At 53.5% G+C, this 16,629-nt stretch carries 10 protein-coding genes and 1 pseudogene; 4 read left to right on the top strand and 7 right to left on the bottom strand.

Annotated elements, in window-relative coordinates:
* Positions 1–6,627 (top strand): cadherin-like domain-containing protein (locus tag FFS57_RS22900; protein ID WP_171014161.1); only part of this gene is annotated, 6,627 nt, incomplete at its 5' end.
* 55 nt (positions 6,628–6,682) lie between these two features.
* Here FFS57_RS22900 and FFS57_RS22895 read toward each other — a convergent pair.
* The gene (locus tag FFS57_RS22895; protein ID WP_137940162.1) at positions 6,683–8,605 is read right to left on the bottom strand and encodes a bifunctional diguanylate cyclase/phosphodiesterase; all 1,923 of its coding nucleotides are present in this window, start codon (positions 8,603–8,605) and stop codon (positions 6,683–6,685) included.
* Positions 8,606–8,614: 9 nt separating this feature from the next.
* The gene (locus FFS57_RS22890; RefSeq protein WP_249384134.1) at positions 8,615–9,241 is read right to left on the bottom strand and encodes a transglutaminase-like cysteine peptidase; all 627 of its coding nucleotides are present in this window, start codon (positions 9,239–9,241) and stop codon (positions 8,615–8,617) included.
* A 303-nt stretch (positions 9,242–9,544) separates the two neighbouring features.
* Between FFS57_RS22890 and FFS57_RS22885 the strand changes: the two genes are divergently transcribed.
* Positions 9,545–11,386 (top strand): TolC family outer membrane protein, encoded by a 1,842-nt coding sequence (locus FFS57_RS22885; RefSeq protein WP_171014160.1) that lies wholly within the window; start codon positions 9,545–9,547, stop codon positions 11,384–11,386.
* A 58-nt stretch (positions 11,387–11,444) separates the two neighbouring features.
* On the opposite strand, the gene FFS57_RS22880 is transcribed toward FFS57_RS22885, so the two are convergent.
* From FFS57_RS22880 to FFS57_RS25350, 5 genes are all read right to left on the bottom strand, one after another.
* Positions 11,445–12,413, bottom strand: coding sequence for a hypothetical protein (locus FFS57_RS22880; protein ID WP_137940160.1), 969 nt, complete (start codon positions 12,411–12,413; stop codon positions 11,445–11,447).
* A 147-nt stretch (positions 12,414–12,560) separates the two neighbouring features.
* Positions 12,561–13,121: a CAP-Gly domain-containing protein gene (locus FFS57_RS22875; protein ID WP_137940159.1), complete on the bottom strand. Its 561-nt coding sequence runs from the start codon at positions 13,119–13,121 to the stop codon at positions 12,561–12,563.
* Positions 13,122–14,132: a hypothetical protein gene (locus tag FFS57_RS22870; protein WP_137940158.1), complete on the bottom strand. Its 1,011-nt coding sequence runs from the start codon at positions 14,130–14,132 to the stop codon at positions 13,122–13,124. It lies immediately after the preceding gene.
* A 16-nt stretch (positions 14,133–14,148) separates the two neighbouring features.
* Positions 14,149–14,595 carry a DUF6160 family protein gene (locus FFS57_RS22865; protein WP_137940157.1) on the bottom strand — a complete coding sequence of 149 codons (447 nt, stop codon included), beginning with the start codon at positions 14,593–14,595 and terminating at the stop codon, positions 14,149–14,151.
* A gap of 229 nt (positions 14,596–14,824) precedes the next feature.
* Positions 14,825–15,013 (bottom strand): hypothetical protein, encoded by a 189-nt coding sequence (locus FFS57_RS25350; RefSeq protein WP_171014159.1) that lies wholly within the window; start codon positions 15,011–15,013, stop codon positions 14,825–14,827.
* On the opposite strand from FFS57_RS25350, the gene FFS57_RS22860 reads away from it, so the two are divergent.
* A complete protein-coding gene (locus FFS57_RS22860) occupies positions 15,012–16,181 on the top strand; it encodes a BaiN/RdsA family NAD(P)/FAD-dependent oxidoreductase (RefSeq protein WP_502705937.1) in 1,170 nt (389 codons plus the stop codon). The genes FFS57_RS25350 and FFS57_RS22860 overlap by 2 nt on opposite strands.
* Before the next feature lie 227 nt (positions 16,182–16,408).
* A pseudogene (locus FFS57_RS22855) lies at positions 16,409–16,629 on the top strand (glycosyl transferase family 1); the annotation flags it as partial.

The raw sequence follows: 16,629 nt of genomic DNA, 5'->3' as shown, positions 1-16,629 counted from the left end.
GGCACTGGCACTGGCACTGGCACTGGCACTGGCACTGGCACTGGCACTGGCACTGGCACTGGCACTGGCACTGGCACTGGCACTGGCACTGGCACTGGCACTGGCACTGGCACTGGCAACGTTAGCCCGGCTGCGGTAAACGATCAAGCAACATTGCGCGAAGATGACAGCACCACCATCCAAATTCTGGTTAACGACCGCGACCCGGATGGCGACCCCCTGACCATCACAGGCACCCCAACTGCCCAACACGGCACCGTAACGGTCAATCCAGACGGTACGCTCAGCTATCGACCCAAACCAGACTACAGTGGCAAAGATACCATCACTTACACCATCACTGATGGCAAGGGTGGTACCTCCACTACCACGGTTGATATCACCGTCACTCCGGTGAATGACATACCCACATTCAATGGCAGCAATGGCAGTACCGACGGCCAACAGCAGATCACAACCAATGAAGATACTGCGATAGCAGGTAAAGTCACCGCAACGGATGTTGATGGCGACACACTGACATACACCACTGGTAGCAATCCCAGCCACGGCACTGTTACCGTCAATCCGGATGGAAGTTATGTCTATACCCCATCGCAGGATTACCACGGCAAAGACAGCTTCACCGTTGTGGTAGACGACGGACAAGGCGGCAAAGCCACCATGACCATCGATGTCAACATATTACCCATCAACGATTTGCCCATTGCCCAAGATCAAACCATCACCACGCCGGAAGACACGCCGATCACCGGAAAAGTCAGCACCAGCGATGTGGATGGCGATATCCTGACCGTTACATTGCAAGACCAGCCCGCCCATGGTGCTGTCACCGTCAATACTGACGGTACTTACAACTATGTACCCAACAAGGATTACAACGGCAAGGATAGCTTTACCGTATTGGTCGACGATGGCCATGGCGGCAAGACCACCGCAACTGTGATGGTGGATGTCACGCCAATCAACGATACCCCTGTTGCCCAGGACCAATCAGTCATCACGTCGGAAGACACACCGATCGCCGGCAAAGTCAGCGCCAGCGATGCGGATGGTGATACCTTGACTATCACGTTGCAAGGCCCACCCACCCACGGTACCGTCGCCGTCAATACTGACGGTACTTACAACTATGTACCTAACAAGGATTACAACGGCAAGGATAGCTTTATCGTATTGGTCGACGATGGCCATGGCGGCAAGACCACTGCAACCGTGACGGTGGATGTCACGCCGGTACAAGATCCAGCCACTATTGGCGGTAATGATGCCGGCTCGGTAAAGGAAGACGTGACGTTAACCGCCACTGGCAAGCTGACCGTCACCGATGCGGATGCCGGAGAAAACACATTCAATCCTGCCAATATTGCGGGGCAATATGGCAGTCTGACATTGGCAGCCGATGGTAACTGGACTTATACCCTCGACAACAATGCCGCCCATGTTCAAGCCCTGACGGATAGCGACAACAAAACCGAAACCTTTACCGTTACCTCGGCTGATGGCACCAGTCATCAAATCACTGTCGCGGTGCAAGGCAGCAACGACTCCAATTCCACCGGTTCCGGTGCAGTACAAGAAGATGTCCAACTCACGACAAATGGTACCTTGACCACCACCACAACTGGCGTGACATTTGTCGCAGACAGCAAAACCGGCAGTTATGGCACGTTCGTGGTGGGTGCAAATGGTAAATGGACATATACCCTGGACAACAATGCAGCCATTGTTCAAAACCTGGCAGCTACGGACGTCAAGACCGAAGTATTCAATGTCACCCTGTCGAATGGTTCCACGACAACTGTCGCCATTCAAGTATCAGGTAACAACGATGCTCCTGTAGCAATTGCAGATACCAGTACAACCAATGAGGACACATCACTTGTCGTCAATACCACCAATGGTGTACTGAGCAATGACAGTGATAAAGACGGGGACACGCTGACAGTGACCGGCATCAGCTTCAATGGTAGCAACGGCATTATCGGCAGTGGTCTGGCTGGGCAGTATGGCACCTTGACCCTGCAAGCCAATGGCAGCTACACCTATGTCCCCGGCACGGAAGCCCAAGCCCTGAAAGCAGGCGAACAGGCTACCGAAGAATTCACCTATACCGTATCGGATGGTCAAGGCGGCGCCACTACAGCCACACTGACCATTACAGTAACGGGTACCAATGATGCGCCAGTCATTGATTTGGATGCCAATAACAGCAGTGGTGCCAGTGATAGCAACTATCAGGCGACTTACACGGAAAATGGTACTGCCATCGCGATTGGCGACGTCGATGTACGCATCACCGATGCCGACGACAATGCAATGATCAGTGCCACCATTACATTGACCAATGCACAGGCCGGGGATGTGCTGAGCGTATTGGGCAGCTTGCCAGCCGGCATTACCGCCAGCGCCTATAACCCCACAACTGGTGTCATCACCCTGACGGGCAGTGCTGGCCTGGCAGCATATCAAGCAGCCATTCGCGCCATCGGCTTCTCCAATTCAACCGATACACCAAGCGGAGTTGATCGGGTGATCAATGTTGTGGTGTCCGATGGCGCATCGACCTCCAACACCGCGACAACGACTATCCATGTCATGCCGGTCAATGATGCGCCGACCAGCACGGGTGGAGCCGTGACGGGCACTGAGGATACCCCATTCGTATTCAGCTGGGCTCACTTCAACGTATCGGATGTGGACAGCCCGGCCAATACGCTTGGTATACAAATCACATCGCTACCTGCCGATGGCACACTGCAATTCTTCAACGGCAGCAGTTGGGTCAACGTTGCATTGAACCAGGTCATTTCCCAAGCCAACATTGCTGCAAACAATCTGCGATTCATGCCCGATCTGCACGAATCAGGTGATAGCAGTTTTGCGGCAACAGGCGCAGGCAATCAGCATGCTGACTACGCCAATTTCACCTTCCGTGCAACTGATGGCATCACCCCAGGTACCAATGCCACCATGAAGGTGGACATTGCCCCTGTTGCCGATCAGCCTAACCTGACCGTAGTGAACACCACCAAAGTGACGCTGTTCAACACATCGTGGGAGACAACGGACACTGGTTTGACACAAGCTCAACTCAACCCCAATACCACCTCTACCGGCAACTTGACGGCCACCACCTTGGCAGGCTGGACCCGCGTGGATACACCGGACAATTTCGCTGGTGGCAGCAACGCATGGGAAATGTGGTCGAACGGTGACACCATGGCTAATCAAGCTGGGACGCAAACTGCAGTATCGGCAGGTGCCGGCAATGGTCAAAACTGGCTGGAACTGAACAACGCCAATAGCAATGGCGCGCTGATCCAGACATTGGGTATTGAGCGGAGTGTCAACACAACAGCAGGTAAAGTGTACGACCTGTCGCTCGATTACGCTGGCCGCCCAGGCTATTCACAAGACTTTACGCGCATCACGATACTGGTCGATGGTGTGCCCATTGCCAGCCATGCTGGTACCAGCGGCCAGAATGCACTGAACTGGGAAACCTTACATTTCAGCTTTGTTGGTAATGGCGGGCAGCAAACCATCAGAATCATCACCGACCCATTGCAGTTCGATACCAATGGCCGGGGTGCCATGATTGACGACATTTCACTGACCGAAGCACAAGGCGCATTGGCAGGCAATGCGACAAACGGTACCAAGACTGAAATCAGCCTAGCTAGTTACATCAATGCAAACTTGGTGGATACCGATGGCTCAGAAACCATGACATTGACCGTCTCAGGTCTGCCCGCTGGTGCAACCATCATCACTGCAAGCCAGCCTGCAGGCTATCCTGTCACAGGTGGCAGCGTCGTGATTCCGGCAACCGAGCTGGCAACAGCCAAGTTGCAAATCCCATCCAGCTTCGTAGGTGACGTTGCCTTGAATGTCACGGCAACTGCAACCGAGCCCAATGGCAGCAGTGCATCGGTTTCTCAACCGCTGAACTTCACTGTATTCCCCAACAATGCGCCGATCGCAGTGGCCGATGTTGATACTACCAATGAAGATGCATCGCTGAATGTAACAGCGACCAGTGGTGTGTTGAGCAATGACAGCAATACCACGGGCAGCACGTTGTCCGTAACAGGAGTCAGTTTCAACGGCGCCAATGGCACCGTTGGTAATGGCTTGACTGGCCAATACGGTACGCTGACATTGCAAGCCAACGGGGCTTACACCTATGTACCAAGCCCCTCAGCTCAAGCACTCAAGGCTGGGGAACAAGTAAACGAGGTATTTACCTATACCGTGTCCGATGGCATGGGCAACAGCAAGACCACCACACTGACCATCACCGTCACCGGCAACAACGATGGACCGATCGCAGTAGCCGATACGGCAAGTATTGGTGAGGATGCAATGCTTACGGTAAATTCGGTGGATGGCGTCCTGAAGAACGATACCGACCTGGATGGCGATGTATTGTCCGTGACAGGCGTTCGTTTTGGCAGTACAGCCGGCACCATAGGTGCGCCATTGGCGGGCACCTATGGCACGCTGGTGTTGCATGCAGATGGTGCTTACACCTTCACGCCGAACGCAACAGCGCAGGCTCTGAAAGTCGGTGATACTGCAACAGAAGAGTTCACCTATACCATCTCTGATGGTAAGGGTGGCACAACCACCAACACGCTACGTATTACAGTGACCGGTGCAGGGGACACCCCTGTTGTCGATCTGGACAGCAATAACTCCACTACTGCAGGTCAAAACTATGTGACTACGTTCTACGAGAACCAGGGGTCGGTAGCCATTGCCGATGTAGATGCGATAGTCAGTGACGTGGACTCAACACACCTGACACGTGCCACTGTGACGCTGACCAACGCACAGGCCGGCGATCAACTGTCAGTTGGCACACTTCCATCCGGCATCAGCGTTTCAATTGTTGGCAATGAAGTCCGCCTGACCGGCACCGCTACCGTGGCCGACTACACACAGGCCATCAAAGCGATTTCCTTCAACAACACAAGCGAAACACCCAATGCCACACCACGTATCATCGATGTATCTGTCCATGATGACGCGCTCACTTCCAATGTAGCAACATCAACCATCAATGTGGTCGCCAAGGTCGATATCAACGTAACGAATGTCGGACATTGGACCTTCAACGAAGGTAGTGGCACCACCACCACCAACGTATACGATAATAGCGCCAAAACCGGCACGATCACCGATAACCCTGGCGGTCAATCATTGGCACCCAATTTCACCACAGGGCGTGATGGCAGTGCCATGCAGTTCAATGGCAGCAATGGCAGCTCACGCGACGGTGGCTATGTTGCACTGGATTCATCAGTGACCGACGCCCTTCGTGGCAACGGTGCCGGTGGTGGCTCAGCCAGCATGGCGTTCTGGATCAAGACCACTCAGACAGGCAGCGACGTCGGCTGGAACTCTCCCAGTGTAATCGGGATGGAAAACAATGGCGGTACATTGGATGTTCAATGGGGTTGGCTGGACAGCACAGGCAAAATTGGCTTCGGTATGGCCGATTCAGCAGGAATCAAGAGTTCAACTGCCGTGAACAACGGCCAATGGCACCATGTTGCGATCACTCACAACTTTGCCACCGGTGCCACGGAAGTATGGGTGGATGGCGTATTGAGCGGATCAGGCAACCTGTTGCCTGGCGCCATCATGCCGAACAAGCTTCTTGGTTTTGGCATCACTGCAGATGATGGCGGGCCGGACCGTTACCTGAATGGTGCGTTGGATGATGTTCGGATCTATGACCGTACTCTGACCGCTGATCAGATCAAAGCGATCTATGCAGTTGAAAACAACTTGCTAGGTCAAACCTTGGTGCTGGATAACGATGGAGGACCGGTCAGACTCTCCGTCAGCGGCAACGACCATGCATCGATCTCCGTAGGCGGCGTACCGGTTGGCGCACAACTCACCGATGGCACACATACCGTTGCGATCGGCACGGAAGGACAGGTGGTGGATATCACTGGCTGGGATTTTGGCAAGTTGGCGGTGGCTGGGCTCGGTACCAACTCTGCCCTACTGACGGTTACTGCCACCGGGACTGCTGCGGGTGATACGCAAATCAACATGGTCAACATCGTGACGGGCTCAACTGTCTTTACCGGTGATGCGAGCGCCAACGTGTTGACTGGCACCCTCGCCTCGGACTATCTGACCGGTGGTGCCGGCAATGACACCTTGTCTGGTGACAACGGTGATGATCGACTGGTAGGCGGTAGTGGCAACGACGTACTGGCTGGCGGGTTGGGTTCTGATGTGTTCAAATGGAACCTATCTGATGCCGGAATCATTGGCAGCCCCGCACACGATACCATTACTGATTTCTCAACCAGCACCAGCACAGGCAGCCATGACAAACTGGATCTGCGTGATTTGCTGCAAGGCGAAAACCACCTGCCAGGTGCCGGCAATCTGCAGAGCTATCTACACTTTGAGAAAACCGGTAGCGATACCGTGTTGCACATCAGCCATACCGGCGGTTACAGCAACGGATTCGCCGCCGCTAAGGATACTCAGGTCATCACCTTGCAGAACGTGGATCTGACGGCAGGTGGCAGCCTGTCCAATGATGCACAGATCATTCAGGATCTATTGAACAAGGGGAAACTGATCACCGACTGATCCACGCCCTACCAACAAAAACCGGCGCTCCAAGGCGCCGGTTTTTTTCATTCTGTCAGGCCAATCGTCGTGTTGCCTCAGGCCCGGTATATCCATTCAACCCAAGAGTTACCAACACAGCATGTTCTGCCGCAGTATGCACACCTTCTGCATACACTTGGCACTGGGCATTGGCCGCAATGCCGACAATCGCTTTGACCAACCGCTGATTGCTGGGTTGTTGATCAATATCCCGAATCAGTCCAGCATCAATTTTCAAGAAACTCAAATTGAGCTCATACAGTGACGGGATACTGGAAAACGTTCGGCCAAAATGCTCCACCCCGACCCGTACCTGATAGCGTGTCGCCATATCCGTAAAAGCTTGTAGCGCCCCCCCAAACAAGGCCAAACCGGCTTCATTGACTTCAAACAACAGACGAGGTGTCACATCTCGATTGGCTTCGAACAGACTTTGCATTCGCGCCAGCCAGCCCTCGGCCCCCAAGGTGGCAGGCAACAAATTGACCGATATTTCTCCCTCATCCCGTCGCAGCTGCAAACAGGCCAATGTCGCCGCAGCCATGTCTATCTCAGCACTCAAACCAAGCCGTTGCACCCATGGCATGAATTGCCCTGCCGTCATGACCTTGCCTGTCTCAGCATCCGGCAACCGCAGCAAAGCTTCCTCGTGCAGTTCCTCTCCGATCATTGATAACACCGGGAAAGTCGCCAGCTCGAACTCAGCTTCGCCAATCGCACGTGTCAACACCCTCAACCAGTCACGCTCCGGCGCAGCTTGGGCATCTGTCGCACGCAAAACGGCTATCCAGCCTTGTTCACTGGTTTCACCCTGGACCAGCGCATGATCCACCCTGGCAAGTACTTCACGCTCTATTTCCCCATGCTGATAGAAAGTCATACCAGCCGATACAACGCCCCGCGTATCTGTCGCCAAAGTCATCATGGCCTGACGTACTGACTGCATCCAGGCTTGCAAGGTCTGTTCTGCCATGTCATGCGCGACACCCGGCATCAGCAACGCGAAATCTGCTCCGTTCAGGCGGGCACACAACCATTCCGGCTGAACAGCCGCCAGTTGCCTCAAGCGGTCTGCGATACCGGCCAACACCTGATCAACCGCATCACGCCCCTGATCACGATTGAACTGCAGCAGACCAACAATTCGCAACACCACCAACATACCGTTTGGATGGGCACTTTCATCAGCCAGTTGATCCCGAAACCGTCCCAGAAAAAAAGCCCGATTAGGAAGGTCCGTCAGCGTGTCTTTGCTGGCTTCACGCTGCAGGGCTTCAATTCGCGCAGATTGTTCTGCAAACATTTCACGTACTTGTCGTACCATGGCATTAAACGCGCGTGCTACTCGGCGCAATTCTGGTACAGAAGGCTCAGCCATGGTTTTGTACTGCCTAGCCGCCACGGCCTTGGCATGCTCCATCAAATCCTCAATTGGCCTTTTAGCCCAATTGAACAAAGCTGTCAGAATCAAACCTGTGACCACACCCACCAGCGACATAGTCAACACGAACCAGATCGCAGACTTCCACAAAGATTCATAAGCGAATCGGCTATGGGCCACCACCGTAACCTTGCCTGCCTGCTTCCAGCCATCACTGACCTGCGCCTGCCCTGGTAGCACAGTAATGCTGAACATTGCCTCGAACCATGAAGGCACTGTTGTGACATGTACACCGCCGGATCGCTCGATCACGACGGCCCCCTTCGCATCTTGAAAGCGGATCACCTCAAAATGGCCGCCATCAAACAGCGCGCTGACCATCAACTCCACCGTTGCCCTATCCTTACTCTGTTGGGACATTGACAAAGCCAACGCAGTGGCATTGTCCTGGCTTTGCGCCCGTAATTGCTGCTCCAGATAAGAACGGGCGTTGACCATGCTGATCACAAACCCGATCACAAAGGCAGCAAAGGTTGCCCCCAAAGCCGTCAGCCAAAGTCGTCGCAATAAAGTCATCTTGCTTCCTCAGTTATCCGATCCCTCTGCGCGCATCCGCAACAGCAACTCCTTCCAACGTGATAGACGATCAATCGGTTGCGCTTGATTACCTCCACCTACCCACATCCCTTCACTATTGAAACTGAACACTGGCATCAGATCAGGCCGGCGAGAGGCAGGCCGGATATCACCGATCAGATTGTCCAATATCCATGGCTCGGCATCCGGCTGCGCATAATAGGCCAAAATCATGTGCGCCTGAAAAACAAGGCTAGTAGCCCCACCCATGCGAGCCTTGACATAAATCAGCCGCAACTTTGCCTCAGGAATGCCAAGGTCGCGCAGGGCAAAATACTTGGCAATGCTGAAATCCTCGCAATCCCCGGCTCCCTTGCCCAGCAATTCGACGGGCGTTGCCCAATAATCGTCTCGTGCCCAAGTGGTTTTATCATCGGCAAATCGAATTCGTCGATTGAAAAAATCATTGGCGCGCTGTAATTTTTCTTGATCTGACAATAACTTGGAATCAGTCAGCAATTGCTTGAGCTCACCCATCACACCTACCATGGCTTTCCCGAATTGTTGCTCTAGTGATTTCTGCATACGATCCAGGTCTGCTGCGGGTGTGACCGTAACAGCCATAATCGATAGCATAAGTAACCGTACCAGGACTTGGCTTGGCCACAACCTATGCAACACACGATTCAAGGTGAACAAATCACACCCTCAAATATAACTTTTCCCGAATTTGTTCGAGAGAACTGGTGGTTGTTTGACTATTCTCTAATATAAAATAGCGACTTCCATGACCAGCCGCATGAATCCGGCAAGCGCATACATGTTGATGACATGTTCTTGTGCGCATCAAAAAGACCGGAAACTGGCGCAGTCCCTATCGCGTCAAGAAGCAGAAATAGTTTACAAATAACACATATAAACTCACTAGAGAAACTACTCATGAATTATTGCCTGAAACCCATCGCCCTAACGCTTGCACTGATCAATCTCCCCTACTCGGCCAATGCCGACTCACTACGGGATGTGACCGAGCAAGCGGTATTACGCAACCCTGAAGTCACCGCCAAATGGCATACCTTCAAATCCGCCGTTGAAGACAAGAAAGCTGCAAAAGGCGGCTGGTTGCCTCGTGTCGATTTGACAGCATTTGCCGGCCGGGACCGAAAGGATACGCCACTGATCAATTCGACCAGTTTCAATCATCCTGGCGCCTCCATCGAATTGCGCCAGCTACTGTTCGATGGCTTTGGGGTCAGCAGCAATATCGAACGGCTAGGCCATACGGCCGCTGCTCGTTATTACGAATTACTCAGTACAACCGATGAGGTTGCACTTGAAGCAGCCCGCGCCTACATCGACGTTCAGCGCTACACTCAATTGGCAACCCTGGCACAGGACAACTACGCGGTACACCATGAAATCCATGACCAGATCCAGCAGCGCGTTTCGGCCGGGGTTGGTCGCCGAGTGGATCTGGAACAAGCCGCTGGCCGACTGGCCTTGGCAGAATCCAACTGGCTGACCGAATCCAGCAATCTGCACGACGTCAATGCCCGTTACGAGCGCCTGACCGGCAAAGCCCCAAGTGCCCGACTGGATCCACTACCCGAATTGCAAAACAAGTTGCCGCCCGCGGCGGATATCATGCCCAAAGCAGTCGTCCGCAATCCACTGATTCAAACTGCCTACGCCAACATTCAAGCCGCCAAGGCCAATGTCAACGAGCGTAAAGCAGCACATTATCCAACACTGGAGCTACGGGCCAATCAGGCCATCGACCGTAATCTGGATGGTGTCGACGGAACCTATAAAGAAGGCAGCGTCCGGCTGGTACTCAATTACAACCTGTTCAACGGCGGCAGCGATCAAGCACGTGTTCGCTCGGCAGCTGAAAACATGTACACCGCAGTAGACCAGCGCGAAAAAGCCTGCCGTGATGTTCGCCAAATCGTGCGGATTGCCTGGAATGACAACCTGCGGTTGAAGGAACAACTAAGTTACCTTGAACAACATGAATTATCGACCACAAAAGCGCGGGATGCTTACCGTCAGCAATTTGACATCGGGCAGCGCTCGCTGTTGGATGTTTTGGATACCGAAAATGAGTTGTTCGAAGCACGACGCGCAGTAGTTCGCGCCCGTTATGATCGTAAACTTGCCGAAATCCGTGTACTGGCAGCCACAAATGAGCTGTTGCCCGCACTGGGCCTGAGCGCGTTGCCAGCCAGTGACGAAATCAACACCAAAGGCAATAAGGATGACGACTTCAAGTGTCCAACCGACCTGCCTGTCGCCACTCCGCTTGATCGCACTGCTGCAATTGCCAGTCGCCCGCCCATCACTATGCCAGTCATCCCGGCAGTTACCCCACAACCGCCAAAGGAAAGCACCGGCAAAGCGACTGCAGCTAAACCCATCAGTGGTAAGGCTGACGATGCCATCAAGCAGACAGTTGAGAATTGGGCTGCGACCTGGAGCGCCAAGGATTACGATGCTTTCAGCAGTTACTATGCATCAACCTTTTTGCCAGAAAAGCACGTTGCCGGTGAAAATTGGCAAGCGCTTCGTCGCGCACGCCTCAGCAAAGCGGGCGCCATTGCTGTGACACTGGAGAACCTGACTGTCAAATTGACAGGTAAGGATAAGGGCCAGGCAACCTTCTTACAGCATTACAAATCTGAGAATTATTCAGACGATGTCGTCAAACAGCTTGATCTTGTGCTGGAACAAGGCATCTGGAAGATTGCCCGGGAAGTCGTCACGCAAGGACGAAGTAACTGATTTCAATGCATGAGAAAGAAAACGGCCTGTGAAACCGGCCGTTTTTTTTCGCCTCACCTTACCAGCGTCGAATCGATGGATGACTGGTATTCAACAGCGTCAGATCACCTGTCATATTGCGAATGTTATAAATCCGCGCGTTATCGGTCAGATTCAACCAAGCGCCCTGCTGGGTCGGATAGTACTCTGTGCTGCCTACCGCTTTCGGGTAGAACAGACCGTTGACCTTGTTGAACGCAATAAAGAAATCCCGGGTCGGATTCGCCGCATCACCACATGCACCTTGTGCACCAGTACGCCCCAGGCACAAGGCATCCAGCTTCTGATATGCATCCGCCACCACACCTGTTGCCGTCGTGCTGTTGCCATTACCATCAACGGTAACCACATCCCCTCGCCCTGGCGAACGACGACCATAGCTATTCACATAAAACGCCTGATTGCCATTGGTCGGGCTCGTCACTCCTTGCGAGGTAAACAAGGTACGGCCGCTGAGCGCATTGATGTTCAGACCCAACATGCCATCCATTTCCTCAAATCCCAAGCGCACGCCCAGTAGCTCTCGTGTGCCTGATCCGTCTTGTGGATCGCGCATGGCAAATTCTATGTATGGGTTCTTCACCTGAAATGGCTGATAACGACCATTCTTCTGGTAACCAGTCAAAATCAATTGGTCGATACTGATGTCATGTAGCTGGGTTGGATGATTGGGATCGGCATATCCGCCCAATCGCAGCTTGCCGATTTCGGCATCGAGTTGAATATCCGCCCCAATACGTAATTTGGTATAAGAGACATCACCAGCAATCACGTTGCCCGCCCTGTCGGTCATGGCTGCCGGCACGTTGACGCCAGTATAGCTGCCAGTTGGAACCGGCCGATTCCGCAAAGTTGACTGGGTGACTTCGATCAGTGCCTGCCCATACATCTCTGACATGGCTTCATCCGGAAGTCCTTTCATTTCAGCGCGTGCAGCGTGTGATACCCACACGACACACAGCGCCAGTGCGGGTAGCACGGCGTTCATTGACTCTCCTCACTGCTTTATAGCGGTTACCTTTTACAGGTAACTCATCCAGCCAACACTGCACCGGATCACTGCACCACACGCCCAGCATTGCAATGGTTTAACCACGCACTCAGCGCAACAGCCCATCAAGTGATGTCTTCAAGGTCAGTGCCCGAAAAACTTCACCCACGAGCCGCTGTTGAATTGAACCTGGCCAGTAAAGCGCAATGCCCCCAGGTCCCGCTTGGGCTCATACTCGACCCGCACGGGAGACCCCGACAAGCGCTCCACTATCGTCAATGCTTCGCGCTCGACGCGCAAACCACTTTGTGTGGAAATACTGTCAATGCCCAAATCTATATTGACATAGCCTGGCAGGGTCAATTGCACCGCACCTGGGGAGCCGATTCCGTTGTTCACCACGTCAAGCAACATTGGCGTGTTATTGAAAGCGGGCATGCCTTTCCATTCGATGAATCCGTTCAAATGCTCCAACACGATGAATGCCGGCTGGCCACTGGCTTCATTGAAGCCAAAGAACAGGCTATTGGCCTTGACCTCATCGATCCCAGTCCCACCTGATTTGCCACCGAATTCATAATGCAGCTGCTTGATACTCAAACCTTCCTGCCCAGTCATTTCGGCCAGATCACTATCTACCAGCTCCAATACCTCTGCGTGGGCAACCATTGTCATGCACAACAATAGGAAGGCAACGACATGCATTTACAGGTCCCTCAGCTTGACGCGCATGGAATAGATCTTGATATCACCCAGTATCTGCTTTCCAAAATCACACACCCCACCAGTACAGCGGTTGGACTGAACCTTCATCGAATCCACCACAATAGAGCCACTGGCCAGCGGTATGTTGCCCTCTCGGGCCTGTACATTCACGTTACCCATCGTCAAGGTCAGGGTGGGCTTGCCATCCAGTTGCTCAGCCTTCATCACCAACGCTCCCGCCACCGAATCACCAAATTTGAAGCGTGTGCCTGCCACGCAACTGTCGTTGATCAATGAACCACATAACGAGATATTGGTCAGCGTCCAGGTCTCGTCATCCAATACCGTCAGCGATTGATCCGGATTGCGCGTAAACCGCGGTGAAATCAGCAGGGCGCCGATCTTCATTTCCGTCTGCCACTCAAAACCAAAACCGTCCCCCGCCGCACTGAGCTGCAGCTCGGATGCCTGCTGGACAATGTCGCTGAACTGCACCCGCCCCAATGTCCAACGCTCCGGGAGGCGGGCCTGTGTGATGTCATCGCTGTTGTCCAAATAGACCGGTGCGGATGAAGTCAGTGTCATCCCCCAACTGTGCTTTCCCTGCTGGTCGGCATTCTGTGGCGACTTGAACGCGATTGCTGCACGGCCGTCGCTCAACTTGAATAGCTCGATCCTGAGCGGGTCATCGATTGGCGCATAGCGGGATGTCTGCAGCTCCAAATCACTCAGCTCGACATAATCCTTGTCCAAATCCACATATTGGCCTTGCAGATTTTTGGCCCGGCGCGGCGAAGTGAAACGGAACGAGTTAGGCAAGGCAAAACCCGTCCCCTGACTGGGTGGCAGGTCATAGACACGAAAGCCAAAGTTGTCGCTCAATACCATCGACAACCCATCCTGTCCGGTGACCTGTTGCAGATCAGCATCTTCCAGGCCCGTCATCGCGGCCTGTGTCGTCATGGCACCGCACAAGGTCAGCCAACCCATTACCCATCGATACCACATCATCACCGCCCTCCGCCGCCTAGTGCGTCGACAGCTCGACAAAAGACTTGGACATGTCAAAACCCAAAGCATAAGCCGAACCAAATCGGCTGACATTCGCAACCGAACCATCTGGCCGAATACCCTGCTTCATTTCGATATCCTTGATACCAATCGAAAATTGCGCCGTTTTGAATTGGACGACAATACCGTCTTCAGTCAAGTCAACATGGCTGAAGAGCATGGCGGGCGAAGTCGCATTCTCAAGCCCGGTACCATTGATCGCCACCTTGGACAAAGCCAGCGCATGCGTCTCACCGCCACGCGTCTGCTGAAACTCGAATGAGCCTTTCATCTTGATTTCCATCACCACGCTCAGCCCCTCCTGACCGGCAGCTTCAGAGAGTGTGACGTCATCCATGGCGACCAGCTCAGCCCGCAAGGTGCCCGACATCAAAATGAGCAATGCCATCCACGCTGCTTTCATTGATCTCTCCTTTGCATGGTTCGCCGGCGTGCTGTTATCAGTGGCACCATTTCGGCCAAGCTTATGTCACATCCACGCTGCAACTTGCTGTTGCCTATCTTTTATCGTGGTATGCCCAACGTCATGCGAATCACGTTTAGGCATTCTACTCTAATCGATTTGCAGCGCAATATGCATATCAAGTTTTTACTCTAATTCTGTAAACAGCTTGATATGATTGAGCTTATCATCAAGATACAAACTCGCCTGGCGTGGCAAGGATCTCACTCCAGTAAGAATTGATTGTTACTGTGCCGCTCGTCACCGCCGCTGGTTTGATATGAAAGCCCAGCTTTACTCGAAAATGTCGGTACCCAACGAAAGCCATGCCCACACGCCCCATCTGATAAAATCCAGCTTTTGCGAGAATGGCCGACATGCACTTTGACGTAGCAGTGATTGGCGCCGGTGCAGCCGGCATGATGTGTGCCCACGTGGCTGGGCAACGTGGCAAACGCGTGGTCTTGATCGACCACGCTGAAAAACTCGCCGAGAAAATCCGGATTTCGGGTGGTGGCCGTTGCAATTTCACCAATCTGCACGCCAAGCCAGACAACTACCTGTCAGCCAATCCACACTTTTGTCGATCCGCCCTGGCCCGTTACACCGTCCGTGACTTCATTGAGCTGGTGGAACGCCACGGCATTGGTTATCACGAAAAGGCCTTGGGTCAATTATTCTGCGACGACAGTGCACAACGCATTATTGACATGTTGCGCAACGAATGCGAAGACGCAGGCGTCAATTGGCTGATGCCATGCAAGGTTGACCGTGTTGACACCAAAAGCGAGTGCTACCTTTTGGCCACCAACCGTGGGGATATCACCTGCGACAAACTGGTCATCGCCACTGGCGGCCTCTCCATTCCGCAGATCGGCGCCACCGGTTTGGGTTATGAAATTGCCAAACAATTTGGCCTGGCGGTCACCCCCCTTTCGGCCGGCTTGGTCCCACTGACCTTCCAACCGGAAGACTTCGCCCCCTATGCTGAACTATCTGGCATCTCGTTCGATGCTGTCACCCAGTCGGGCAAAGGCCGCTTCCGAGAAGCCATCCTACTTACCCATCGTGGTCTTTCTGGCCCCGCCATCCTGCAGGTATCGTCCTATTGGAAACCAGGTTCTGCCATCCACCTTGATCTATTCCCCGACGACAATGCAGCGGATTGGCTGCTCGAACACCGCCGCAGCGACATGCTACTGGCCAACCTCCTCGCGCAACGGCTCCCCAAACGCTTCGCCACCGCATTTGCCGAAGCCCGCCAACTCAACCTGCCGGTAAAACAGCTTAATGAAAAGCAACTGCGAGAACTCAGCGCACAGTTACACGACTGGTCGTTCAAACCCAGTGGCACGCTAGGCTATAAAAAAGCAGAGGTCACATTAGGCGGCGTCGATACCAACGAGCTGTCATCCAAAACCATGGAAGCCAAGAACACACCGGGCCTGTATTTCATCGGTGAAGTCGTGGATGTGACTGGGTGGCTAGGCGGATTCAATTTTCAATGGGCCTGGTCATCAGGCTATGCGTGTGGGCAGAGTGTGTAATACCAAAACGGTAGTCTATTCCCCCGTTACAACAGCCCTCAGTTAAGTGCGGGCTGTTTGTAGGGTCTGGCCACCTTGCCAGCCTCGTCGCAAACCCAATACCCTCGCCCTTCTCGGGCATATTCCCCTGTAAAATCAATACTCAACCTGCATATTTCACTCGCTGCACCGCAACAAAACTGCTACAATTTACAGCTTTTTACAAATCCCGCTGTATCGCTTCACCCATGCGCATCCTGTTGATCCATCAGAATTTTCCTGGCCAGTTCCGCCATCTTGCCTTGCACTACGCCCAGCAACCCGACCACCAGGTGGTTGGCATTGGTCGACAGGGTTGCCCGGGCTTGCCGGGCATCCGGACGTTGACCTATCAACTACACCGGCAACCGGGTCAAGATAGTCACCACTATGTCCGCTCGTTCGAATCCGGTGTCTTGCATGGCCAGGC

It is taken from the genome of Chitinivorax sp. B, from assembly GCF_005503445.1.
GTDB lineage: Bacteria > Pseudomonadota > Gammaproteobacteria > Burkholderiales > SCOH01 > Chitinivorax.
This window is presented reverse-complemented; position numbering and strand designations above follow the sequence as displayed.

Coding starts and splice junctions, on each gene's coding strand:
- FFS57_RS22880 (WP_137940160.1), bottom strand. CDS start 12,413: ATGAACGCCGTGCTACCCGCACTGGCGCTGTGTGTCGTGTGGGTATCA.
- FFS57_RS22885 (WP_171014160.1), top strand. CDS start 9,545: ATGAATTATTGCCTGAAACCCATCGCCCTAACGCTTGCACTGATCAAT.
- FFS57_RS25350 (WP_171014159.1), bottom strand. CDS start 15,013: ATGTCGGCCATTCTCGCAAAAGCTGGATTTTATCAGATGGGGCGTGTG.
- FFS57_RS22860 (WP_502705937.1), top strand. CDS start 15,012: ATGCACTTTGACGTAGCAGTGATTGGCGCCGGTGCAGCCGGCATGATG.
- FFS57_RS22875 (WP_137940159.1), bottom strand. CDS start 13,121: ATGCATGTCGTTGCCTTCCTATTGTTGTGCATGACAATGGTTGCCCAC.
- FFS57_RS22870 (WP_137940158.1), bottom strand. CDS start 14,132: ATGATGTGGTATCGATGGGTAATGGGTTGGCTGACCTTGTGCGGTGCC.
- FFS57_RS22865 (WP_137940157.1), bottom strand. CDS start 14,595: ATGAAAGCAGCGTGGATGGCATTGCTCATTTTGATGTCGGGCACCTTG.
- FFS57_RS22890 (WP_249384134.1), bottom strand. CDS start 9,241: ATGCTATCGATTATGGCTGTTACGGTCACACCCGCAGCAGACCTGGAT.
- FFS57_RS22895 (WP_137940162.1), bottom strand. CDS start 8,605: ATGACTTTATTGCGACGACTTTGGCTGACGGCTTTGGGGGCAACCTTT.